This is a genomic window from Vibrio sp. DNB22_10_4 (assembly GCF_052879755.1).
On the sequence record NZ_JBNNXW010000008.1, the window covers coordinates 124,186 to 146,608 of the forward strand.

Sequence of the window (22,423 nt, forward strand, 5' to 3'; positions counted from 1 at the left end):
CTTGCTCGCTAACCCCTAGCGAGCAAAGATTTTACCAAGCTTTTAAGTTTAATCTTCGTCACGCGCCAATGAGTGACCGGTCTTCTTGGTGCTGTTTCGAGGATATGTTGCTTAGCCTTTTCATCAAACGAGACGGGACCACGATGAGCAAGTAACACCCGCTCAGCATTGAGCTTGTATATTTTATCAATCGAATTTCGATATTGATTGGGATGAAATACAGGAAAAGGCGCAATTAAACGCTGCTTGACCTCCACCATAAGATCCGCCACATAAACCGTCGACTGCTTGGCATTGTATACAGAAATGTCGCGATCTGTATGGCCTGGTGTTGTGAGTACCTGCCAATCGTCAAAATACGGTAAAGTATCACCATCGCCCACGGCATGATCGACTTTGAGTTTGCGTTGATACCATAAGTTGCGCTTGGGCTTACCCATTCGATTCGCCATATACCGGGCCAAAATCAAATCCGTTAGGTGCATAGCCACACCATCAATTCCCGCATACCAAGCTTTTGGCTGCTCACTGGAGACAATGTCCGCTCCAGTCAACGCTTTCAACCTATGAGCCGCTCCGGCGTGATCCGGGTGCATATGCGTGACGACGATGGCTTTGAGATCAGAAACAGGACGATTCAGTTCGTCCCGAATATAGCGTAAAATCGTGCCGACATCGGCTCGGCTTGCGCCGTCCAGTAACAGCAATTTATCTGGATACTCAGCGAGATAAATCTGTTGGATATAACCTGAAATCTGATGGATTTTCATAAGCCTTGCTAACTGGTCAGACAACCTTGATGCAAGATAACCTGATATTAACAATATTGCAACAAGCCCTATTATATATAGCGATAGACTTCGCTTTCTGAGGTTCATTTATGAGTGTCATTTATGTTGGTCATAGAGGTGTAGCAGGGACTCACCCAGAGAACACCATGGTCAGTATTCAACAGGCGCACGCGCTAGGATTGCAATGGATTGAAGTGGATATTCAACCAACCAAAGACGATGTTTTAGTGGTCTGTCACGACCATACAGTGAACCGCTGCAGTAACGGAAAGGGGCGCATTGACGAGCAAACTATCGAGCAGCTCAGTAAGCTTGATTTTGGTGCTTGGAAGTCAGAAGCGTTTGAGCAAGAACGCATCATGACACTAGTACAGTTGCTCGATTTTTGTCACCAGTACAATATGTGCATCAACCTTGAGGTCAAGATCGATAGCCACGACGCCAACCATGTTGTCTCTTTGCTCAAATCGGTACTGGATATCCATCCTATAGATAGAGAATGTCTTATTATCTCCAGCTTCAGCGCTGAAGTAATGCAAGCACTGTTCGAAGCAAAATTGGAAACACGTCTTGGTGTGCTTGCCAAACGATTGAACCGCAAAGCCATTGCCAGCATTCAAAACGTCAACGCATTCAGTTGCCACTTAGACTACAAATGGCTAACCGCTAACCACATTAATATGCTGCGTGAACTTGAAGTAGAAATTTGGTGCTATACAGTAAACAACCCAAAATCGTTCAAATACTTAGATAAAGTAGACGCCATCTTTACTGACTATCCAACGCGCTTTATTTAATCGAGATCCTGCGGAGCTTAACTTACCGCTCCCCGGTCAATCTAAGGCTCTGGGTTTAGTGATGCGACCATAAAGTCGATAAACGCGCGTCTTCGAGCCGGCATGAATTTCGACTGAGGAAACTGCAACGTGATCTCACCTTGATAGCGTGAGATCACTCGCCATTCTGGAAGCACTTGAATGACTTCACCGTTTTGAATCGCCTCTTCAACCACAAACTCTGGGAATATACCTATTCCCAACCCTTGCTTAACTGCGTTTAGGCGAATTTCTGAATGGTTGACCGAGTATGGTCCTTCTACCTCGACTTTGACATCCTCTCCACCCTTTGAAAAACGCCAAACATTGTCATTTGGCTGCTCATTAAGGTACAGGCAATCATGCTGCGATAAGTTGTCTGGATGAAAAGGAATACCATGCGATTGCAAATAGCTTCGACTGGCGCACAACACTGCATTAGTATGCCCTAGCGACTTCGCAACCAGGTTTTCCCTCGGGAAGTGAGTCAGTTCAAACACAAAGTCAAGGTTATGCCCAAACGGGTCAACAAACTCATCACTGACCATCAAACGTAGTTTGGCTTTTGGGTATTTGGCTAAAAATTCAAGCATCAGTGGTTGTAAGATACGGCGGCTAAACGCTTTAGGCGCTGCAATGCGCAACTCGCCTGTCACCTCACCTAACTCTTGGCTCGTCACGTGAACTATATCGTCAGCTGAATCAATGATCTTCTGACTGAATTCGTAAACCACTTTGCCCATTTCCGTTGTCACTTGCTTTCTCGTCGTGCGCTCTAGCAAATCTGCATTTAAAGCGGCCTCTAGGCGACTGATCTGACGGCTAACACCTGATGGGGTTACTCCCAATCTTTGCGACGCTGCTGTAAAGCTACCTGAATCAACAACCGTGACGAACGCCACGATGTCCGGCAGTAATGCCATGAGCTTATTTGTGTCCATTAGTCACAAGTCCTATGAGGTTTGGAAGTATTATCACGCTTATATTCATAAGCTAGCATAGTAGAACATATACTTGCATTAGACTTTATTACAACGACACATATGGAAACAAATTTCGCTAACAAGATCTCATTTCATTGGGCAATCATAGGTTTACTGATAGTTTCGATTGTTTGGGGCACGAGCTACGGTGTCTCCAAACAGATATTGAACCAACTCTCCGTGGTCGAATTGCTTTTGGTTCGCTTTGTTATTAGCTGCGCCGTCCTGCTGAGCGTTATCTATTTCAAGCAACAAATCAGAATGTTCACTTCGCAGTGGCGTCGCTACCTACAAGTCGGCATTTCCACTGGGCTTATCTTAAGCTGCATTTTCTTAACCGAAACATGGGCGGTTAAACTGGTTCAAGCTGGGCAAGTCGCTGTATTGATTAGTCTATGCGTGCTCTTTACACCATTACTCGAAACTGCATGGCTCAAAGTCAAACTTCCCAAAGGAATCATGCTGTTTTGCAGCATAGGTTTTACTGGCCTGGTGATGATAGCAAGCCCTAGTGAGCTGAGCGTAGATCTTGGGGTTGGTTTGGTGATCATCGCAGCCCTACTTCGAGCCGTGATGGTCGTTACGTGCCGTAAAGCGTTTACTAAAACACCATTGCAAATAGAAATTATCACCCTAATTCAACTGTCAGTAGTTACGCTTATCAGTTTCTGTCTCGTTCTATTGGATTCTGATAGACCCGCACTGATAAGAACTCTACAAACACTCAATAGTCAGGATTGGGCGAGCCTACTCTATCTAGCGCTTTGTTGCACATTACTGGCGTTCTTTGTACAAAATTACGCAGTGAAACACTTGCCAGCCAGTCAGGCATCATTACTTATGGGTACTGAGCCAATGTTTGGTTTGCTGTTTGCTAGCCTGTTCCTAAGTGAAACCATGACCCCAGTGCAATGGTTAGGGTGCTTCATTGTCATAACCACTACGATTGCAGCTTGTTACAAATTTTCAGCACAAAAATAGTCCAAAATACAGTCAGATTGACTACAAGGCGACACTTTTATTGATTTACCTCAGGTCTTAGGATGTTCAGTAACGTGTAAAGTGGTCTTCCCTGTTTCATAACGTGAAGTGACCCCATGACTCAAGTAAATACAGAGCGCCTCGTAAACCATTTTTGTGAACTAGTAAAAATCGACAGTGAATCTGGCAACGAAAAAGCCGTTGCTGAAGCGATTGCTGAGCAACTTGGTGAGCTAGGCTTTGTGGTAAGCAAATTGCCAGTACCAGAGCAATACACCAATGGCTTTAACGTCTACGGACGCTTAGAGGGCAAACAAGAAGGCAGCATCGTCTTCAGTGCTCACATGGACACAGTCACACCGGGCATCGGTATCGAGCCTATCATCGAAGATGGCATCATCCGCTCAAAAGGCGACACGATCCTTGGTGGTGATGACAAGTCAGGTATCGCGGCAGTGATGGAAGCCGTTCGTTGCTTACAGGAGCAAAACCGCGAACACAAAACGATTGAAGTTGCATTCACGGTTCATGAAGAAGGTGGTCTGTTTGGATCTGAGCATTTCGACATGTCTTACATTCAATCGAAAAACGCTATCGTATTGGATACAGGCGGTCCTATCGGCACTATCGTTACTGGTGCACCTGGTCAGCAAAAAATTGTCGCTAAGATCAAAGGTCATCCAGCTCACGCAGGTCTTGCGCCAGAAGAAGGCATCAGTGCCGCTATGGTTGCAGCGGACGCTATCGCTAACATGAAACTACTGCGCATCGACGAGCAGACCACAGCAAACATCGGTTCAGTACACGGCGGTCAAGCAACAAACATTGTTATGCCTGAGCTAACAGTCGTTGCAGAAGCGCGCTCTCTAAATAGCGACAAACTTACTGCTCAAGTTAACCACATGGTTGAGACATTCCAAGCATCAGCAGAGAAGTTTGGTGCAGAGGTGGAGATTGAGTCAACTCGCGCTTACGACGCGTTTGTTATCGCTGAAGATGATGCTCACGTTCTGAAAATCAAAGAAGTGTTTGCGTCAAACGGTGTTGAAGCAAACACTAAGCATACAGGCGGTGGCAGCGATGCTAACAACTTCAACGAGAAAGGTTTAACGACAGTAAACCTATCTACAGGTATGTCTAAAGTGCACACCACAGAAGAGTTCATCGCTGTTGATGACATGGTGAAGATCACCGACTTTGTGATTAGCTACGTAACCGCTTAATCATACAGTAAAAATAGAAGCCGCCTCTGCTCACAGCGAAGCGGCTTTTTTATCATCACAAATCTTCAAATTCATCAATCGCAGCGCGAGCCTCTGCCAGCGTGCACCCAGATTGATACATCAAATCAGCGACCGTGATCTCAGGCTCCCGCTCAAGGACTTCTTGAATGGGTGACTTGTAGCCATCTAGCACTTTATTTATCGCAACAGAAATCCAGCCGACATTGGCCTCGATAGAAAATTTCAATAATGCAGAAGGCTCTCCGCTCAGTGTCCAGTTGCGTGAGCGTCTAATACGTTTTAGCGTACAGCCATACTTCACAGCACAGGCCATGACGATAGCTTTATCTTCAACGCGGTGAACAAAGCTATTCAGCTTTACCGACACTAAAAACCGCGACGTTTCCAAAACTGACCTTCATCTCTTGCTGTGACTTTAAAGGTTTTTTCTGCGATGGTTTTACCCTGCATCTCGATCACCATGCGCCAATCGCCTAAGTTACTCTCAAAGCCATTGATAGGATCGAGTAACTGAATAGTATCGCCAAGGTAGAAGTCCCAGTCATTGCTACCGACGTGTTCATCGCCATCAAAAGGCGCTAACACCTGCCCTTTTTTACTCAGCACCCCAGGGTGATAGATACAATATCGAACCTTCTCCCCTTTGGCCTTTTTGATGTTCACAATAAAGCCAAACTCAATATGCTCATCCGCAGGTACGATAGTTGTGAATTCTTGAATTTTAGGGAGATCTTTGGAGCCTGAATCCCAAGTGGAGTAAATGCCATAAGAGGTCATTTCTACGACAGGTGAACGCTTCGCCATGGTAAATTTTCTTTTATTTTTCTGTTCTAATGGTTGGGGTTAATCTTGCCAGCGTTTTTGCATAGACGCTATGACATCATCACTAACACCATGAATATTTAGATACCGACCTCGGCAAACGATGATCTCTAGTTCAGCCTTATAACGCTTAGCGAGTGTTTTGTAAGCTTTCATCTCCCACAAGCGAACAAACGTATTGGCGACCACCACGTCTTGGTTGGTTGCAAGCGCAGATTCCACTTGTTTTTGACACCAAGCATGGGCGTCGGCGATTTTGCTCACATCATAATGATAGTCGCCATCAGCATTCAAAAAATACATATCGGCCTCGTAGTGAGCCGCATTGAACGTTTTGGCTAAGGTACTTTTCCCAGAACCAGGTAAGCCACGAATGAGCGTTAGTTTCAAACTCGTTTCCGCTATCAGTTTATGCAAAGGCATTATTGTACCTTGTCTTGGCATCATTAGTAGCGCACTTGCACACTAACGTAAGCTAAAATTAATTATCGACAAGAAATAACGTTTGCGTTAATTTAGATGTATAGACGTCCAGAAGACTAAAACAGAGCTTAGGGAGAAAGCTGTGCCAATTAAGATCCCCGATCAACTGCCTGCATCCAATGTATTGCAACAAGAGAACATCTTTGTAATGTCGGAAACACGTGCGGCGACTCAAGAAATTCGCCCACTTAAAGTGTTGATCCTCAATTTGATGCCAAAGAAAATTGAAACTGAAACTCAGTTTTTGAGGCTACTCTCTAATAGCCCACTGCAAGTTGATGTAGAGCTACTGCGCATTGATGATCGCCCAAGTAAAAATACGCCAACGGAACACCTAGACACCTTCTATCGTCAGTTCGAAACCATCAAAAACCGCAACTTTGATGGACTGATTATTACTGGTGCACCACTCGGTCTCGTGCAGTTTGAAGATGTGATTTATTGGGAGCATCTACAAACCATCATGAACTGGGCAAGCAAACACGTCACGTCAACACTTTACGTGTGTTGGGCGGCACAAGCGGGCTTGAAGCTACTGTTTGATCTTCCAAAGCGCACGCGAAAAGAAAAGCTATCCGGTGTATATCATCATGAAATCCACGATCCACACCACCCTATCCTTCGCGGTTTTGACGACACCTTTTTAGCACCGCACTCCCGATACGCTGACTTCTCACCGGAGTATCTAGACTCACACACCGATCTCGATATTCTTGCAACCTCTGATGTCGCTGGTGTGTATCTTGCGGCCACGAAAGATAAGCGAAATGTATTCGTAACAGGTCACCCTGAGTATGATTCTCATACGCTACATAATGAATATGTGAGAGATTTGGGGGAAGGTATGGAGCCAGCTATTCCAATTAACTACTACCCTAACAACAACCCAGACAATAAGCCGATTGCTAGCTGGCGTAGCCATGGTCATTTGCTGTTTGCGAACTGGCTTAACTACTGTGTTTACCAGCAAACACCTTACGATCTTGACCACTTTAGTGAAGCTGCATTTACAAAAGACGAATAGCCTTCATCTGCAATGCCTCCCTTTAAGGAGGGAGGCATTAGGTATTTCACTTCGCCAACATCGCGACTTTCTTTAAAAAACTATCACGTAAGTGCTCTTGGTCGTATTCAAGGTGATAGGTATTGTGAAAACCCACTTTAAGTTCCACACCATTACCCCGCATATAAACGTTGTACCCATCGTAATCGGAATAGGCTTCAACGCCTTCGTAAATTTTGCCAAATTCGGTGTCTGTACCGTTCTCCATCACCGCGTCATACGCTCGAAGAATTTTGTTGGGATCAAGTTCGTTTCTCATCGCTATCTCCTTCAAACAAAAAAAAGCCACATTTAAAGTGTGGCTTAGTAGTGCGTATTGCGCCAGTTTGGTGGCTAATTGATCTGAAAATTCAGTTCTACTGATCGCGTAGCTCGCGCCTTAAAATCTTGCCTACGTTGGTTTTTGGCAGCTCATCCTTAAATTCAATAAAGGTCGGAATTTTATAGCCGGTCAAATGTTTACGGCAGTGCTGCTTAATTTCATCCGCAGTCACGTTGCCGTTAGCAACGACAAACAGCTTCACCCGCTCGCCGGCAATATCATCTGGAATACCGACCGCAGCCGCCTCAGTCACTTTCGGATGTAGGGTTGCAACTTCTTCAACTTCTGTTGGGAACACATTGAAGCCAGACACGAGAATCATGTCTTTTTTGCGATCTTCAATGTAGAAAATGCCTTCCTCATCCATTCGGCCAATATCACCAGAATAGAGCCAACCGTCTTCTGCGAGGATCGCTTGGGTTTCAGCGTCTTGCTTCCAGTAGCCTTTCATCACCTGTGGGCCACGAATTTGTATTTCACCCACTTGATTCACTCCAAGCGCCTGACCCTGATCATCAACAATACGCAGTTCAGTACTTGGCAACGGCACTCCAACCGCTGCCACGTAGGCTTGTTGAGTATGTACACCGCCCGCTACGACAGGTGAACATTCTGTCAGACCATAGCCCTCAATGATTGGCATTCCCGTGATTCTTTGCCATTCCTCTGCAACATGCTTTTGAGTCGCCATGCCGCCAGCAATGGTGAATTCTGCGTTAGAAAAATCGAGCGTTTTAAACTTCTCATGCTTGTTAAGCGCCGCAAGCAAGGTATTCAAACCAAAGATCATGGTAAACGGATACTTGCTCAAGTCATTGACAAAGCTGTTTAGATCACGAGGGTTAGTGATCAATAGATTGCTTGCCCCCATGTACATCATCAGCATCATGCTGACCGAGTTAGCAAAAATATGATAAAGCGGTAATGGTGTCACTGCGCGCTCTTGCTCTTTCGCAGTGCGCGGACCAAAATGTCCAAAAACCTGAAGCACATTGGCAATAATGTTGCGGTGTGTCAGCATCGCGCCTTTAGCGAGCCCAGTTGTCCCACCTGTATATTGCAAGTACGCCAAATCATCGCGGGTTAATTCTGGCGCAGCAAAGGTCATTTGTTTGCCATCAGTCAATGCACGACGAAGGGAGATAGCACCTGGTAAGTTGTATTTAGGAACCATCTTTTTTACATACTTAACGACAAAATTCACCAAGGTGCGCTTATGAGGCGCTAGTGCATCACCGATACTGGTTAAAATCACGTGCTTGATGCTGGTCTTTTCTATCACTTGTTGCAAGCTATTGCCAAAGTTGGTTACCGCAACAATGATGGTGGCGCCTGAGTCACGAAGCTGGTGTTCAAGCTCACGCGGTGTGTACAGCGGATTGACGTTCACTACCACAAGACCTGCTTTTAGCGCACCCAAGATAGCAATAGGATATTGCAGAAGGTTTGGCATCATCAGTGCAATGCGATCGCCCTTTTTAGCGTGAAGCTCCGTTTGCAAATAGGCCGCAAATGCTTCGCTCTTTTCATTCAACTCACGATACGTTAGAGAATGCCCCATGTTCACAAATGCAGTGTTATCGGCAAACTTCTCAAAAGGCGCTTTAAACATCTCATTGATGTTGGTGTACTGGTCAACATCAACAAATTCAGGCACATCACTTGGGTAAGTCTTTAGCCAAGGTTTATGTCCGTTTCGGTTCGCATTGCTCATCAAATTCATACCTTCATAGTTAGACCTAGCTACTTTATCTAAGAAGGGGGGACGACTAAAGAATTGAGTGATTATTCTAATTTGATCGCTTGTTTTATAAGCAATTATGTCATTCAGAGATCAGAGTTTGTGCTGTGTGTCGCAGCAACATACCTTTACCTCCCCGAGAGTTCAGCCCCGCTTTTAGAATAATCACAACTATCAATTTATGAGCTAGAAACGAATGAAACTCAGTTTGGCAATACTATCTACGCTTTTTATTTTGTTTACATCAGGGTGCGTGACTGTTAGTGAAGAGTCTAAGGTGGCAGCAGCCCCAATGGATGCCGCCGAAACGCGCATTGAACTTGGGCTTGCGTACATGAAAAGAGAGCAATACAGCCGTGCCAAACAAGACTTCGAAAAAGCGCTCGAGTTCGCTCCTAAATACTACCGAACTCACCTTTCTATGGCTTATTATTTCGAGGCTGTAGGTCAGTTTGAACAAGCCAGCGATACTTATCAAACCGCGCTACAAGTCGCGCCAAGTAATGGCGAAGTCTACCACAACTACGGTACTTTCCTTTGTAAACGCGGTAAATACGATCTAGCTGAAACAATGCTAGTCGCAGCCACAGAGCAGCCAAATTACTACCAAATCGCCGAAAGTTATGAGAACGCGGGCTTGTGTGCCCTCAAAGCAGAACGGTCAAATGAAGCAAGAAGGTTTTTTGAGAAATCACTAGAGCATGACCCTTATCGACCCAACGCGACTATTCAGCTTGCAGCCATTGAAGTTAATGCCGGCGATTACAGCAAAGCGCGCGCGAGACTTTTAAAGTTCCATCATAGATTTGGATTTCAAAAACCGAGCTTGACCGTGCTTCGTAATTTAGAGCGAAAGGTTGGGAATGTGGTTATGGCTGAGAAATATCAAGCGCTGTTAGATGACTTAACAAATGATAGTTAACGGGCGTGGAGTTGGCTCGCACAAACTGAGGACAACACTCGCTGACAACGATCCTCGCTTTCACGAGGATGACGCTGCCTTATGTAACCAATAGCATCCATGAATAGCGACTTACAACAAATGCCCACTCACAGCCAGACGTTGCTCGTGACTCATAAACGACCATGCCAAAAAGCGGCTTTTCTTCTGCCCTTGAGCCATTTCTTGGATCAGGACATGTGTCGCACCCAACTTTTCTAGGCGTTTTTGTAATGGACGAATATTGTCCTTCTTAGAAAGAAGAGTCGAGAACCAAATTACTTGATGTGCGAACTTCTTACTCTCGTTTGCCATATTCAGAACAAATGCTTCCTCACCACCTGGACACCAAAGCTCCGCATTCTGGCCGCCAAAATTGAGCCCTTCACTCTTTTTAGCTGGCTGACTCTTTTCCTGAGACAGATCGCCACGCTGTTCTCTATTTTTCGCTAGATTGGCATTCTTGCGCTCAGTCCCCTTCTGGGCATCTTCCGCTGATTTATGGAATGGAGGATTACAGGTTGTCGCGACGAACACATCGCCATGTTGAATCACGCCTTCGAAAATATGTTCACTGTGGCTTTGGTGCCTTAACTCAATTTTTCTCGTCAGTTTATCATTGAGTGTGACATTGTTTTTTGCGCTTTTTAGCGAGCCTTCATCGACATCGCTTCCTACCCAGTTCCAGTGGTATTGCGTCGCACCAACAATCGGATAAATACAGTTTGCGCCAACGCCTATGTCCAAAGCTGTCACTTTAAGCCGTGCCCTTGCTGGACGTTCTTGCATTAGGTCGTATTGGAGCCATTCGTTGAGTCGGTGAATGTAGTCTGCGCGTCCTGGGATTGGTGGACACAAATATCCATTTGGAATATCCCAGTGACTTAATCCGTAATACGCTTTTAACAGAGCCCGATTGAGCACTTTTACTGACTCAGAGTTTGAAAACACAATGCTCATATCACCATGTGGATTTCTCACAACATGGTCTGCCAATTCAGGTTCCGCTTCAATCAGATGCTTAAAGTCATAACGGCCTTGGTGTTTGTTGTTTGCATGAAGCCCACTCGCACTTCGCTTGTCGACAACCATTGTCGAGGACTTATCTTGCTTACGAGGTCGTTGGTTAGATTTATTTTGACGAGTCATTGAGAAGTTCTTTATAGATCATAAAAAGGCGCGCATCGAACTCAAGCTGATGGTAGTCAGGTTCCATATGACAACATAGTTGATAAAACGCTTTATCGTGGTTCTTTTCTTTGATGTGGGCGAGTTCATGAACCACCAGCATACGCAGCAGAGGCTCTGGTGCATCTTTAAACACGCTCGCGATGCGGATCTCGTTCTTTGCTTTAAGTTTGCCACCATGTGCGCGAGAGATATAGGTATGCAGACCAAGCGCATTGTTGATGAGATGGATCTTATTGTCCCAAATGACTTTCGAGATAGGCGGCGTTTTTTTCATGTAACGCTGCTTAATGTCCATAGTGTAATCGAACAGTGCTTTTTCGCTCTTAATTTGATGACGTTGTGGAAAGCGGTTTTCAAACCATTGAATAAAACGCCCCGACGACACCATACCATCGATCTGCTCGACAAGGTGTTGAGGATAACCTGAGATGTACTTGAGATATGGGCTCATAACCATTGCGGTGTTGCTATCAAAGAGCGCGCTATTCTAGCGAGGCTAAGAGTTGAAATAAAGAACATATGTAATTGGTCACGAACATTAATGTCGAAACACGCTGCGAATAGATCCCCGCCTGCGCGGGGATGACGGACTTTATAATGCTTACGTCCTATTTGTCTGGACTACTGCTCCCAAAGATCCTTAGCATCAGTGAATAGCGACTTGAACCAAAGAACAACCGTATCCCACACACGCTTGAAGATAGAGCCTTGTTCCACCGTCGATTTAGCGACTAAAGGTTCCGTGGCAATGTCATCGTTACCTACTTTCCAAGTGACACTGCCGATAATGTCTCCTTGATTGATTGGCGCGATTAGAGGGGCGAATACCTCGACCTCCTTAGAAACGCTACGGCTATTCCCTCGAAGGTAGGTGGCGTAGACGTCTTGTTCAAAGCCTAAAGGAATCGCACTACTTGCTCCCTTCCAGACTTTTGCCGTCACTTCAGTCGCATCCGATTCTGCGAGCTGGTCAGTCTCATAGAAGCGGAAACCGTAGTTAAGCAACTGCCTTGATGCTTCTACACGAGTCTGAGCGCTTGGGGTACCCATCACTACCGAGATAAGTCGCATTTGTCCTTGGGTTGCAGAGCTGACCAAACTGTATCCTGCTTCGGAGGTATAACCGGTTTTCCCACCATCCACATTGAGTGAGTTGTCCCAAAGCAATCTATTTCGGTTGTACTGCTTAATGTCTGCCCATACAAATCGCTTCTCGGAGTAGATCTTATAGACCTCTGGCACATCCTCGATAATACGCCTCATCAATATCGCCATATCTTGCGGGGTGGTGTGAATGCCTTGTCCATCCAAACCGTGTGCGTTGATAAACTGAGAACTATTCATTCCTAAGTTAATAGCCCACTGATTCATCAGTGCCACAAAGCCATTTTCAGTCCCAGCAATATGCTCTGCTAAGGCAACCGCTGCATCGTTACCCGACTGAACAATCAACCCTCGCATCAAATCGGCAACCGTTACATCATCACCTGGCTTAATGAACATCTTTGAAGAGTCTGGAAACTTAACCGACCAAGCATTTTCACTAACGGCAACCTTGCTATCCCATGCTGTGCGACCAGATGCTATCTCCATGCCGACGACATAAGCCGTCATCAGCTTGGTTAAGCTCGCTGGTGCAAGTGCAGCATCTTGATTGCCTCCAACAATGATCTCTCCCGACTGATAGTCCATTAGGACATAGCCTTTGGCATTCAATGAAGGTGGGTTCGGTGTGACCAACGCGAAAGCCGTCGCCGATGAGCAAAGCACTAACGACGCAAGCAAAACAGACATTGGTTTTCTCATCTCACGGACTCCTTATAGTGTGAGTACTTCGCCGTCTCTGCTGGCTTGAAAGGTCAAGCCTCGCCGCCAAATTGGTGACTTAAGAATACAGCAGGAAGCGAAGCAAAAAATTGATAACCTCTACCCACAAATTAGAATAAAAACGGCAACTTGGCTTAGTTTTTTTGTAAGAAATTCTGCATCTCAGAAATAAAGCGCAATTAAAGGAGAACGTGGTCTTGATTCAGTCTGGTTTAAATCGAGTCTTGCTCTAGATCGTGTGATCATCTAGATCGAAAAAGTGACAGGCGGAACCTTGGTGTGTTTTGGCGACGTACATCGCTTTATCGGCGACACTCACCGCCCGGACACGATTGAGCCCTTGGCTATCACAAAGGGTTGCACCCAAGCTAACATTGATAGAAATCGACTCAGACTCGCCAGCATCAATTGGATGTGAAGTAACTTGCAGGATGTGTTGGGCAATACTCAACACATGTTCGCGACTGTTCAATCCGGGTAATACAATTAGAAACTCATCACCACCTAAACGGCCAACCAAGTCGGATTGCCGAGTAAAGTCTTGCAATCGCTTAGCGAACTCGGTCAGTATTTTATCACCCACTACATGACCATGCTGATCGTTTAAAGATTTAAAGTTATCAATATCTACATACATGAAGGCTATTTTCTCGCCCTTTTTACGGCACTCACCCGCTAACTGCTTGAGTTGAGATTCCAATAATCGCCGATTAGGTAGACTCGTTAATGGGTCAAGGTTTTGTGCTTCAATGGCTTTGAGCTCTTTCTCTTTTCGCTCAGAAATATCACGCACTATGGCTAAGAAGTACTGTTGTCCATCAAATTCAACCATATTCACGTTGGCTTCAACAGGGATCTCCTTTCCATCCTTACGTCTGTGTGTCGTCTCAATGCACGCCTCTCCGTGGAGCTTCATTCGACGAACATGCTCACTCCACGTCGTCTCTTTGCTAAATCGAGGGTTAATATCAATCACTGATAGTTGAAGCAACTCTTCCTTGCTGTAACCGAGTCTCTTATACGCAAGCTCGTTACAATTGAGAATGTGGCCATATTCCATTTCAGCAACATAGATTGCATCTGAGCACTTTTTAACCATATGGTTTAATAGTAGCTCCGCCGCATGAGATTTCCTCATCGCTGTCATATCAACGATCTGAGACACAAAATGATGCACCCTTCCGACTTCATTAACATCAGCAGCAATGTTGAGCTGAGCAATAAGAGTGTAGCCTTGTTTGTGGCGATAACGTTTCTCAATCTGTATTGGAGTGAAAGGCTCTCGACTCAATTGGCTACGAATGCGCTGATTAAGCGCTAAATCATCAGGGTGAGTCATCACCACATCGTTAGACATTAATTCATTGCGTGAATAACCAAGAAATTGGCAAAGTGCGGGGTTGGTATAGAGTAAACGGCCTTTTGGGCAGGTAATGGCGGTTGGAATCGGCGTTACGTCGAACAAACGCGATATAGACTCATCAAGTCTCGCAATAGGCTTGTCCATAGGCTCCCTCCTTACCGCTCGTGGACTGCAATCATAGTGGCCGAATTGCGCTTTCCGAAACGACAATCGTGCAGCTCCTCATCTTTATTCCATTACATATTGCATCAGTTTCAAAAGCTTCTCCCACTCAACAAAGCCGTTATTAATTAAATACTCAAAATTGAGACAATCTCAAACAACAGTTAGCTTTAACTCCAAAGGAGAATATTTTCATCAGTGTCGATCGCCTATGATGTCGCTCTCATTTCTTCTCGGTTACTCCGTATGAGTCGCAAACCAACCCTAGCAGAAGCGACACAACTGCTGATTCAACAAGTCAAAGATGAACTGCCTTTGTATGATCAAGACACCTTCGTTTGTGGACCCAACAATACCTGTATTGGGTGCCCTAAAAAGTTATTGGAGTTGGTGGAAACTGATGTCAGTTATTGGGAGAGTGCATTGGTGCGCGGCATAGCACCAAACTTTGAGCAGTTTCGCCGCTTCACTAAGCTATGCACTAGCGTAAGACGCAGCCTCGTGCGCAATGGAATTGTCGAGAAATAATCACTCCGACACATCAGATACTATCCACTGAAATTTTTTCTCTCTAGCTCTGGTCTTGTATTTCGGCTTCATCGTACCAAGTTCGGTAACGCCAAAACCAGTTTCGTCTCATTGAATCAAGGCAAGGAGCACAGAGTATGTCAACTAAGGTCAAACTTTATTCCGGGGAGAGCCGCTCACCACTCTGTCAAGCCAGCCTTGAGTTTTATCAACTCAGCATGCTACTCGACGAGCTTTCATCCGAGATAGAGGTGCAGGAGTGTGACTACGCCCGCGTTGATGTTTATGAAGGCGGACATTTAGTACGTTCTTATCGTACTTGTTCAAAAACGCGAGTCGAACGCCTTTTACACCATCATTGGCAATAGGTCACCGAGTGCCATCTCATTGTTTCCCAGCGACAAGTCATTACAAAAGCCTTGCTACTTGTTGTTATAAATGTTTTTTAACAAATCTTGAAATTTTGCATGTCATGTAACGGTCTCGTTCGTTGAATCTAATTTTGTGATAGCCCTATTGTTCGAGCAAAGGGTATTGATAAACGTGCTCTAACCTTTACTATCATTTACTTACACCTAAATGGTTTGTTCCATTTTTTGGCAAGGTTAGCCACACACTATAAAGATACGGACACCAGCATGAAAAATTCTATGTTCAACACTTCAGTGGTTTCTTCCGCCGCGTTAATTGCCGCAGCGCTCAGCACATCCAGCGCTTTCGCTGAAGAAAAGTCTTGGGAAAACATCGTCAAGCAAGCGGAAGGTCAATCCGTGTACTTCCACGCTTGGGGAGGAAGCCAAGAAATCAACCGCTACCTTCAGTGGGCAGGCAAAGAACTAAAGGCTCAATATGGCGTAGACTTCAATCACGTCAAAGTTACCGATATCTCAGAAACGGGTTCACGTTTATTAGCGGAAAAAGCAGCCGGTAAGAGCGACGGTGGCAGTGTCGATATGGTGTGGATTAACGGCGAAAACTTTAAATCTATGAAAGATAATGCCTTACTTTACGGCCCATTCGTGTCCACGCTACCAAACTGGCAGTACGTAGACAAATCTCTCCCTGTCGATAGCGATTTCTCTGAACCGACTGAAGGGTTGGAAGCCCCTTGGGGTGTCGGCCAGCTGGTTTTCATCCACGACACGCAAAGCCTGAATAACCCACCAGTGTCTTATTCCGAAATGCTCAATTATGCTAAGGCATTTCCGAACAAGCTAAGCTACCCTAAACCACCTGAGTTTCATGGCACCAGTTTTCTAAAATCGCTGTTAATCGAGCTCACCGACAACGATCCATCCTTGGCTAAGCCGGTTTCAGAGGCGGATTTCGAGATTGTCACCCAGCCGCTTTGGAACTATCTAGACGAATTTCATAAAGTCGCTTGGCGCGGTGGTAAGCAGTTCCCTGCAGGCACAGCAGAAACCATTCAATTGCTTGATGATGGTCAGTTAGATCTTGCGCTCACATTTAACCCTAACGCTGTTTTTTCCGCTCAAGCTAGCGGGAATCTAAGCGATACGACAAGTGCTTATGCAATGGAAAGCGGCGCGCTATCCAACATCCATTTCCTTGCGATACCTTGGAATGCTAATGCCAAAGAAGGGGCGTTGGTGGCGATTAACTTCTTATTGAGTCCAGAAGCACAGTCTCGTAAAGGTGACATCAATATTTGGGGCGATCCTTCGGTGCTGAATAAACAATATCTAAAAGGAAGTGCAGCCAAGACTCAACAATTTAAGTCTGTGGCAGAGCCTCATCCGAGCTGGCAAAGCGCACTCGAGCAAGAATGGCTCAAGCGCTACGGCAGCTAACCGGAGATTGAGCCTTAAATTATGCTAAGACTGTTGTACGCCACATTGGTTGTTGTCTGCATTCTCCCTACCATTCCTGGGCTTCTTGGAGTGGTAGTAGCTTCGCTTGGGTACATCCCCCCGCTAAGTATGACTCAGTTCTCCCTTGAAGGATTTGAACAAGTCTTCGCTTGGCAAGGCGTCAAAACATCCATCATGCTAACCATTGGCACCGCACTTGTAAGTAGTTATCTCGCTTGCCTTATCTGCTTTGCCATCCTTGCCAGCAGTTGGAACAGTCGCTGGTGGAATAAAATTGAGTTAACGTTATCGCCTCTTCTGGCTCTTCCACATGTCGCCTTTGCTATTGGTTTCGCGTTTCTATTTTCCCCAACAGGATTTGGCGTGAGAGCGTTAGTGGAGCTATTGGGCATCGAGTCGACAAACAGTATTGAAGAGATGGTCTGGCTGGTTAAAGACCCTTACGGTATAGGACTAACACTCATGTCGGCGATGAAAGAAATCCCTTTCCTACTGCTGATGAGTATTCCCATTTTACGCCAACTCAAAGTCAACGAATCTTTAAAGATCGCAATGTCACTCGGCTATTCACAGTCCGCTGCTTGGTGGAAAGTCATTCTACCTCAATGGTTCAACAAACTACGTTTCCCAATGCTCGCTGTGATTGCCTATAGCTTATCGGTCGTAGATGTGGCGTTGATCATTGGGCCAACCAATCCGCCGACATTTGCTGTTTTGGTTTGGCAGTGGTTTAACGATCCGGACCTTGAGTTGCTACCACGCGCGAGCGCCGGGGCAGTCGTGTTGTTTGCGATAGCATCAATATTGATTGGTGTCGCTCGTGGCATTGAGTTTGGTACAATCAACTTCGCCAATCGCTGGCAATATTCGGGACGCACCACAATTCGTCTGCCAGGGAAGTGGCTATTCATTGCACTGATTACCGTTGTCGCCGCTATGCTGCCACTCACTGTTTTGTGGACATTTGCCCAACGCTGGCGCTTTCCTGATCTATTTCCCTCTCGATATACATTACGTTTCTGGGAGTATGAGTGGGAAGGTATGACGTCAGTGATGACACAAAGTCTTACTATCGCACTTATATCTGCGACCATCGCGCTACTGCTTGCAGTCATTGGTCACGAATACCGGATTAAGTATCGCCTTCAAGTGCCAGGCTATGTCATTGCTATTCCGATGCTTGTCCCTCAGCTCAGTATTTTGTTTGGGCTACAAGTGGCGACGTTAATGCTAAGTGATGGGCACTATCTATTGTGGGTATGTTGGTCGCACGTATTTTTCGCCTTTCCATACGTTTATCTAGCCTTAGATGGGCCATGGCGTGGCTACAACGATAAGTTTACTCAGCTCTCTTTGAGTCTCGGCAAAAGCCCGATACACACTTGGCTACATGTAAAATTACCGCAGCTGTTACCTGCAATGGTTTTTGCTTGGGCTATCGGTATCAGTGTCTCTTTGGCGCAGTATTTACCCACTCTTATTCTCGGTGCAGGCAGAATTGCCACAGTCACCACCGAAGCGGTTGCCTTATCGAGTGGCTTTGATAGGCGAGTCACCGCCATCTATGCGCTGTTCCAAGCACTATTGCCGCTACTCTTTTTCACTCTCGCGGTTATTGTTAATCGCTATCACACTCGCTATCGTCGAATTAAAATAAAAGGATTGTTATTGAATGACACTCTTGCTAGAAAACCTCACCATCCGTAAGCGCGATGGCGAGGTGCTGTTTTCTGATTGTCACTTCACCATCAACCCCGGTGAAATACTCACTCTTATGGGACCGAGTGGTTGTGGTAAGTCGACACTGCTCGATGTGGTCGCGGGTCATCTAGCGCCCGACTTTACCTACACTGGCAACGTCTATCTTGATGATGAGCGTATCGATACCATCGCTCCCCACAAGCGACACGTTGGCATCCTGTTTCAAGATGACTTACTGTTTCCACATTTAAACGTGTGGGAAAATCTCGCTTTTGCGCTGCCCAATAACGTTAAGGGTGAGTTGCGCAAACAGCAGGCGCTTGAAGCGCTCGATAAGGTTCGTCTTTCAACCGTAGCCAATCATTACCCCGAGCAGCTCTCCGGTGGACAAAGAGCACGCATCAGTTTAACTCGTATGCTACTAGCAAAACCCAAAGTAGCGCTACTCGACGAACCCTTTAGCAAGCTCGACAAAGAGCTGCGCATGCAATTTCGTGATTGGGTGATGGAACAGCTTTCGAATGCGAATATCCCCACTCTGATGGTGACTCATGATGAAGATGACATCCCTCCGGGTAGCCAGGTACTGACATGGCCATGGGAGAATGCACATGCTTGATCGACTGAGTATCAAAGTTATTCGCTGGCCACTGGCTCAATCCGCCAAACTGCTCGACCGAGCAGGAGTGACAGCCAATCAAACCACCTTATTTGGTTTCGCATTAGGTTGCCTAGCCTTCCCCGCTCTTGCCTATGCTCATTACGATCTTGCTTTGGTGTGTATTTTGCTAAACCGGATCTGTGATGGACTGGACGGTGCGCTGGCTCGAATACAAGGAATTACCGATGCAGGTGGATTTTTAGATATCAGCTTAGATTTTCTGTTCTATTCATTGATCCCCTTTGGTTTTGTGGTGGCTGACCCGGAACACAATGCCGTAGCGGGTGCATTTTTGATTTTTTCTTTTATCGGGACTGGCACCAGCTTTTTAGCCTTTGCCGTCATGGCAGGCAAACGTGGCATTGAGAACCCAGTCTATCAACACAAATCGCTCTATTACATGAGTGGTTTGACCGAAGGCACAGAAACGATTGGTTGTTTCGTGCTACTTTGCCTGCTTCCGCAGTACTTTGCCCCAATAGCAATTGTGTTTGGCATTGCCTGTTGGTTTACCACGTTTACACGTATTTATTCTGGCTTTCATACGTTAAAAGAGTAAGGAACATCATGTCTTCTGACTATTTTGGTACCAGTGCCGCTTATGCACGCAAAGAGAGTGACTACCGAGAAAAAGCGCTCAAGCTCTACCCTTGGGTATGTGGCAGTTGCGCGCGCGAGTTTGTGTACTCCAATCTACGAGAACTAACTGTTCACCACAAAGATCACGATCATACTAACAACCCTGAAGACGGCAGCAACTGGGAGTTGCTGTGCCTTTACTGTCATGATCACGAGCATTCAAAGTACACCGAACACGATTTGTACGGTAGTGAGGTGAAACCGGGAGAGGACAATCATCAGGCGGCGACGCACAATCCATTTGCCGATCTTGCGAATATGATGAAGAAGAAGTAGTGGCTCATGTAAACAAAAAGAAAGAGGCGCAGTCCTCTTTCTTTTCGTCATGACCTTTGTAGTAAATAGGCTCTATCCAAATCTATTCATTCCGCCTTTGTTGCTCCCCTATTCTTCGTACTAAAGTCTCGGTGCAAATTCAAATACGTCTGAATAACAACTCGCCTCTTCCAAGCCGTTAGATTTAAGCTGGTCAATTGTGCCGTAAACCATTTTTTCCGAGCCACACAAATAAACACTGGCATCTTTAAGATCTGAAAAATCTTGTTGTATCACTTCATAGAGAAAGCCCACCCTTCCCGTCCAGCCTAACTGTGCAGATTCTAAAATCTCGGTGAATCTCAAATTTTTATATTGCGCTGCCCAATCATGAAACAGTTCTAAAAGGAAGAAGTCCTCGCGGCTGCGATTAGTCCAATAGATATCAATAGGTGTTTCGGGACTTTTATGTAAAATTTCTTCGGTTATACATTTAATTTTCGATATTCCTGAACCCGCCGCCACCAGCAGATGAGGCGTGTCGAGTTTGGTCTGTAGAAACGCTTTTCCCATAGCCAGCATGATGCTTACTGGCTTTTGGTTAGTTTTCAGTGCAGCCAAACAGTCAATAACTTTACCTGAGAACTCGCTAGTACATTGTATAATCAAGCACACCCGATTTGGCTGTTCAGGATCTAGCCGGCTGGAGATGGTGTAAGAAAGCCATAGCGGTTTATCATCTTGGTTCACATCAAGTTCAAGCTTCAAGTATTGCCCCGCTCGGTAGTCTAGCGATGTTTCCTTTGGCGCGAGAAGTTCAATTAAGTAGGTGTGCTTATTCAATGGCACAATATCCGTCACACTGACTAAGTGACGCGCAATGGGGAGCTCTGTAGTTTCATTGTTCATAATTCTCTGTCCTAGAAATCACTTTCCTTGAAAGCTTGTCCGTTAAAGTAAGCCATTCGATTAACGGACAGACTAGAGCAGTTTTCAGATGATCAAAAGTGATATAATATAAACAATCGATTACTTTTATTCATAATAAAATATGCTAGAACGTATTCATCTTAAAATTATTCATGCCGTCCATCAGCACGGCTCACTGACTGCCGCTGCAAAAGAACTCTGTGTCACACAGTCCGCATTAAGTCATACAATGCGTAAACTGGAAGCCAATCTCGGGACAGAAGTTTGGGTACGTGATGGGAGAAGCCTAAGACTGACCCAAGCCGGCCAATACCTCCTCAACATTGCCAATCGCGCACTTCCTCTCTTAGTAAGTGCTGAAGAACGACTCAAACAAATCGCTTTGGGCGAACGAGGCACATTGAGGATTGGTATGGAGTGCCACCCCTGCTATCAGTGGCTTCTCAAAGTAGTATCGCCTTTCTTAGAGACGTGGTCAGACGTAGATGTCGATGTCATACAGAAATTCCAATTCGGTGGCGTTGGCGCGTTATTGGATTATGAAATTGACCTTCTGGTAACTCCGGATCCGTACTACAAGTCTGGCCTAGTTTTTGAACCCGTATTTGATTACGAACAAGTGCTTGTTGTGCCCACTGATCACACGTTAACTTCCCTTCCGTATGCGACAGCTGAAGATCTGCGTGACCAAGTATTATTTACCTACCCAGTCGAAAAAGATCGCCTTGATGTTTACGCTCAGTTCCTTAACCCGGCTCAAGTTGTCCCGAAACAACACAAAACCGTTGAAACAACCGATATCATGTTGCAGATGGTTGCATGTGGGCGCGGAGTAGCGGCACTACCGCGCTGGCTCGCAGAAGAGTATTGCAAAAAACTGCCATTGTCGGTTGTTCGCTTAGGGGAAAATGGTATCGCCAAACAGATTTATTTAGGCCGTCGTGAAGGCGACAGCAACATCGACTACCTTACCGCCTTCATAAAAACGGCGCGCAGTTATAACCATCCGACGGGCAAAATAGATAAATAAGTTAATACCCATCGTCTACCACTAATCCCTCTCAATGGCGCACATTAAAGTCTTCTAACACGTTAAGGTGCGCCATTTTTCTAACTGGTCACCACCACTACCCGCGCCAATCCATGAGC

General features: G+C 45.7%; 25 protein-coding genes. 13 read left to right on the plus strand and 12 right to left on the minus strand.

The genetic code is table 11. The annotated features are described in order from the left end of the window. Nucleotides 1–8: 8 nt before the first annotated feature. Nucleotides 9–770: an MBL fold metallo-hydrolase gene (locus ACVA6Q_RS17510; RefSeq protein WP_353496412.1), complete on the minus strand. Its 762-nt coding sequence runs from the start codon at nucleotides 768–770 to the stop codon at nucleotides 9–11. A 110-nt stretch (nucleotides 771–880) separates the two neighbouring features. On the opposite strand from ACVA6Q_RS17510, the gene ACVA6Q_RS17515 reads away from it, so the two are divergent. Further along, entirely contained in the window at nucleotides 881–1,588 is a 708-nt protein-coding gene (locus ACVA6Q_RS17515) for a glycerophosphodiester phosphodiesterase family protein (protein ID WP_446648345.1), read from the plus strand. A gap of 41 nt (nucleotides 1,589–1,629) precedes the next feature. Here ACVA6Q_RS17515 and ACVA6Q_RS17520 read toward each other — a convergent pair whose 3' ends face one another. Continuing rightward, nucleotides 1,630–2,547 (minus strand): LysR family transcriptional regulator, encoded by a 918-nt coding sequence (locus ACVA6Q_RS17520; protein ID WP_446648346.1) that lies wholly within the window; start codon nucleotides 2,545–2,547, stop codon nucleotides 1,630–1,632. Between the two features lie 102 nt (nucleotides 2,548–2,649). Here ACVA6Q_RS17520 and ACVA6Q_RS17525 point away from each other — a divergent pair, with 102 nt between their 5' ends. Next, the gene (locus tag ACVA6Q_RS17525) at nucleotides 2,650–3,570 is read left to right on the plus strand and encodes a DMT family transporter (protein WP_446648347.1); all 921 of its coding nucleotides are present in this window, start codon (nucleotides 2,650–2,652) and stop codon (nucleotides 3,568–3,570) included. Between the two features lie 116 nt (nucleotides 3,571–3,686). Then, nucleotides 3,687–4,793, plus strand: coding sequence for a M20/M25/M40 family metallo-hydrolase (locus ACVA6Q_RS17530; RefSeq protein ID WP_446648348.1), 1,107 nt, complete (start codon nucleotides 3,687–3,689; stop codon nucleotides 4,791–4,793). Nucleotides 4,794–4,848: 55 nt separating this feature from the next. Here ACVA6Q_RS17530 and ACVA6Q_RS17535 read toward each other — a convergent pair whose 3' ends face one another. From ACVA6Q_RS17535 to ACVA6Q_RS17545, 3 genes are read right to left on the minus strand one after another with little or no spacing between them, the layout of a single operon-like run. Continuing rightward, nucleotides 4,849–5,181, minus strand: a complete 333-nt coding sequence (locus tag ACVA6Q_RS17535; RefSeq protein ID WP_353496417.1) for a ribosome recycling factor family protein — start codon at nucleotides 5,179–5,181, stop codon at nucleotides 4,849–4,851. After that, the gene (locus ACVA6Q_RS17540) at nucleotides 5,181–5,618 is read right to left on the minus strand and encodes a DUF3859 domain-containing protein (protein WP_353496418.1); all 438 of its coding nucleotides are present in this window, start codon (nucleotides 5,616–5,618) and stop codon (nucleotides 5,181–5,183) included. Before ACVA6Q_RS17540 ends, ACVA6Q_RS17535 begins: the two co-directional genes overlap by 1 nt. A gap of 39 nt (nucleotides 5,619–5,657) precedes the next feature. Further along, complete coding sequence (locus ACVA6Q_RS17545; RefSeq protein WP_446648349.1) at nucleotides 5,658–6,059, minus strand: AAA family ATPase; 402 nt, start codon at nucleotides 6,057–6,059, stop codon at nucleotides 5,658–5,660. A gap of 142 nt (nucleotides 6,060–6,201) precedes the next feature. Between ACVA6Q_RS17545 and metA the strand changes: the two genes are divergently transcribed. Then, complete coding sequence (gene metA, locus ACVA6Q_RS17550) at nucleotides 6,202–7,143, plus strand: homoserine O-acetyltransferase MetA (protein WP_353496420.1); 942 nt, start codon at nucleotides 6,202–6,204, stop codon at nucleotides 7,141–7,143. Nucleotides 7,144–7,189: 46 nt separating this feature from the next. On the opposite strand, the gene ACVA6Q_RS17555 is transcribed toward metA, so the two are convergent. After that, nucleotides 7,190–7,441 (minus strand): DUF3081 domain-containing protein, encoded by a 252-nt coding sequence (locus ACVA6Q_RS17555; RefSeq protein ID WP_042499564.1) that lies wholly within the window; start codon nucleotides 7,439–7,441, stop codon nucleotides 7,190–7,192. Nucleotides 7,442–7,538: 97 nt separating this feature from the next. After that, the gene (locus ACVA6Q_RS17560) at nucleotides 7,539–9,218 is read right to left on the minus strand and encodes an AMP-binding protein (protein ID WP_446648350.1); all 1,680 of its coding nucleotides are present in this window, start codon (nucleotides 9,216–9,218) and stop codon (nucleotides 7,539–7,541) included. A 223-nt stretch (nucleotides 9,219–9,441) separates the two neighbouring features. Here ACVA6Q_RS17560 and pilW point away from each other — a divergent pair, with 223 nt between their 5' ends. Next, a complete protein-coding gene (gene pilW, locus ACVA6Q_RS17565; RefSeq protein WP_446648351.1) occupies nucleotides 9,442–10,167 on the plus strand; it encodes a type IV pilus biogenesis/stability protein PilW in 726 nt (241 codons plus the stop codon). A gap of 111 nt (nucleotides 10,168–10,278) precedes the next feature. On the opposite strand, the gene rlmF is transcribed toward pilW, so the two are convergent. The 4 genes from rlmF to ACVA6Q_RS17585 form a co-directional block, all read right to left on the minus strand. Next, nucleotides 10,279–11,334: a 23S rRNA (adenine(1618)-N(6))-methyltransferase RlmF gene (rlmF, locus tag ACVA6Q_RS17570; protein ID WP_446648352.1), complete on the minus strand. Its 1,056-nt coding sequence runs from the start codon at nucleotides 11,332–11,334 to the stop codon at nucleotides 10,279–10,281. After that, the gene (locus ACVA6Q_RS17575; RefSeq protein ID WP_353496424.1) at nucleotides 11,318–11,827 is read right to left on the minus strand and encodes a M48 metallopeptidase family protein; all 510 of its coding nucleotides are present in this window, start codon (nucleotides 11,825–11,827) and stop codon (nucleotides 11,318–11,320) included. The genes rlmF and ACVA6Q_RS17575 overlap by 17 nt, the downstream gene beginning before the upstream one ends. Before the next feature lie 170 nt (nucleotides 11,828–11,997). Then, nucleotides 11,998–13,170, minus strand: a complete 1,173-nt coding sequence (locus tag ACVA6Q_RS17580; RefSeq protein WP_446648409.1) for a D-alanyl-D-alanine carboxypeptidase family protein — start codon at nucleotides 13,168–13,170, stop codon at nucleotides 11,998–12,000. Between the two features lie 262 nt (nucleotides 13,171–13,432). Continuing rightward, nucleotides 13,433–14,710 carry a sensor domain-containing diguanylate cyclase gene (locus tag ACVA6Q_RS17585; RefSeq protein ID WP_446648353.1) on the minus strand — a complete coding sequence of 426 codons (1,278 nt, stop codon included), beginning with the start codon at nucleotides 14,708–14,710 and terminating at the stop codon, nucleotides 13,433–13,435. A gap of 264 nt (nucleotides 14,711–14,974) precedes the next feature. Here ACVA6Q_RS17585 and ACVA6Q_RS17590 point away from each other — a divergent pair, with 264 nt between their 5' ends. From ACVA6Q_RS17590 to ACVA6Q_RS17620, 7 genes are all read left to right on the plus strand, one after another. Continuing rightward, nucleotides 14,975–15,256, plus strand: a complete 282-nt coding sequence (locus ACVA6Q_RS17590) for a hypothetical protein (protein WP_446648354.1) — start codon at nucleotides 14,975–14,977, stop codon at nucleotides 15,254–15,256. Between the two features lie 137 nt (nucleotides 15,257–15,393). Beyond that, nucleotides 15,394–15,624 carry a hypothetical protein gene (locus ACVA6Q_RS17595; protein WP_446648355.1) on the plus strand — a complete coding sequence of 77 codons (231 nt, stop codon included), beginning with the start codon at nucleotides 15,394–15,396 and terminating at the stop codon, nucleotides 15,622–15,624. Nucleotides 15,625–15,894: 270 nt separating this feature from the next. Beyond that, nucleotides 15,895–17,067: an ABC transporter substrate-binding protein gene (locus tag ACVA6Q_RS17600; RefSeq protein WP_446648356.1), complete on the plus strand. Its 1,173-nt coding sequence runs from the start codon at nucleotides 15,895–15,897 to the stop codon at nucleotides 17,065–17,067. A 21-nt stretch (nucleotides 17,068–17,088) separates the two neighbouring features. Beyond that, the gene (locus ACVA6Q_RS17605) at nucleotides 17,089–18,795 is read left to right on the plus strand and encodes an ABC transporter permease (protein WP_446648357.1); all 1,707 of its coding nucleotides are present in this window, start codon (nucleotides 17,089–17,091) and stop codon (nucleotides 18,793–18,795) included. Further along, on the plus strand, nucleotides 18,761–19,408 hold the full coding sequence (locus tag ACVA6Q_RS17610) for an ATP-binding cassette domain-containing protein (RefSeq protein WP_446648358.1): 648 nt from the start codon (nucleotides 18,761–18,763) through the stop codon (nucleotides 19,406–19,408). Before ACVA6Q_RS17605 ends, ACVA6Q_RS17610 begins: the two co-directional genes overlap by 35 nt. Further along, nucleotides 19,401–20,009, plus strand: a complete 609-nt coding sequence (locus ACVA6Q_RS17615; RefSeq protein ID WP_446648359.1) for a CDP-alcohol phosphatidyltransferase family protein — start codon at nucleotides 19,401–19,403, stop codon at nucleotides 20,007–20,009. Before ACVA6Q_RS17610 ends, ACVA6Q_RS17615 begins: the two co-directional genes overlap by 8 nt. A gap of 8 nt (nucleotides 20,010–20,017) precedes the next feature. After that, a complete protein-coding gene (locus ACVA6Q_RS17620; RefSeq protein WP_038225812.1) occupies nucleotides 20,018–20,365 on the plus strand; it encodes a YajD family HNH nuclease in 348 nt (115 codons plus the stop codon). Between the two features lie 120 nt (nucleotides 20,366–20,485). Here the strand turns inward: ACVA6Q_RS17620 and ACVA6Q_RS17625 are convergent, their stop codons facing one another. After that, on the minus strand, nucleotides 20,486–21,253 hold the full coding sequence (locus tag ACVA6Q_RS17625) for a hypothetical protein (protein WP_446648360.1): 768 nt from the start codon (nucleotides 21,251–21,253) through the stop codon (nucleotides 20,486–20,488). A gap of 142 nt (nucleotides 21,254–21,395) precedes the next feature. Between ACVA6Q_RS17625 and ACVA6Q_RS17630 the strand changes: the two genes are divergently transcribed. Then, complete coding sequence (locus ACVA6Q_RS17630; RefSeq protein WP_446648361.1) at nucleotides 21,396–22,304, plus strand: LysR family transcriptional regulator; 909 nt, start codon at nucleotides 21,396–21,398, stop codon at nucleotides 22,302–22,304. Nucleotides 22,305–22,423: the final 119 nt, after the last annotated feature.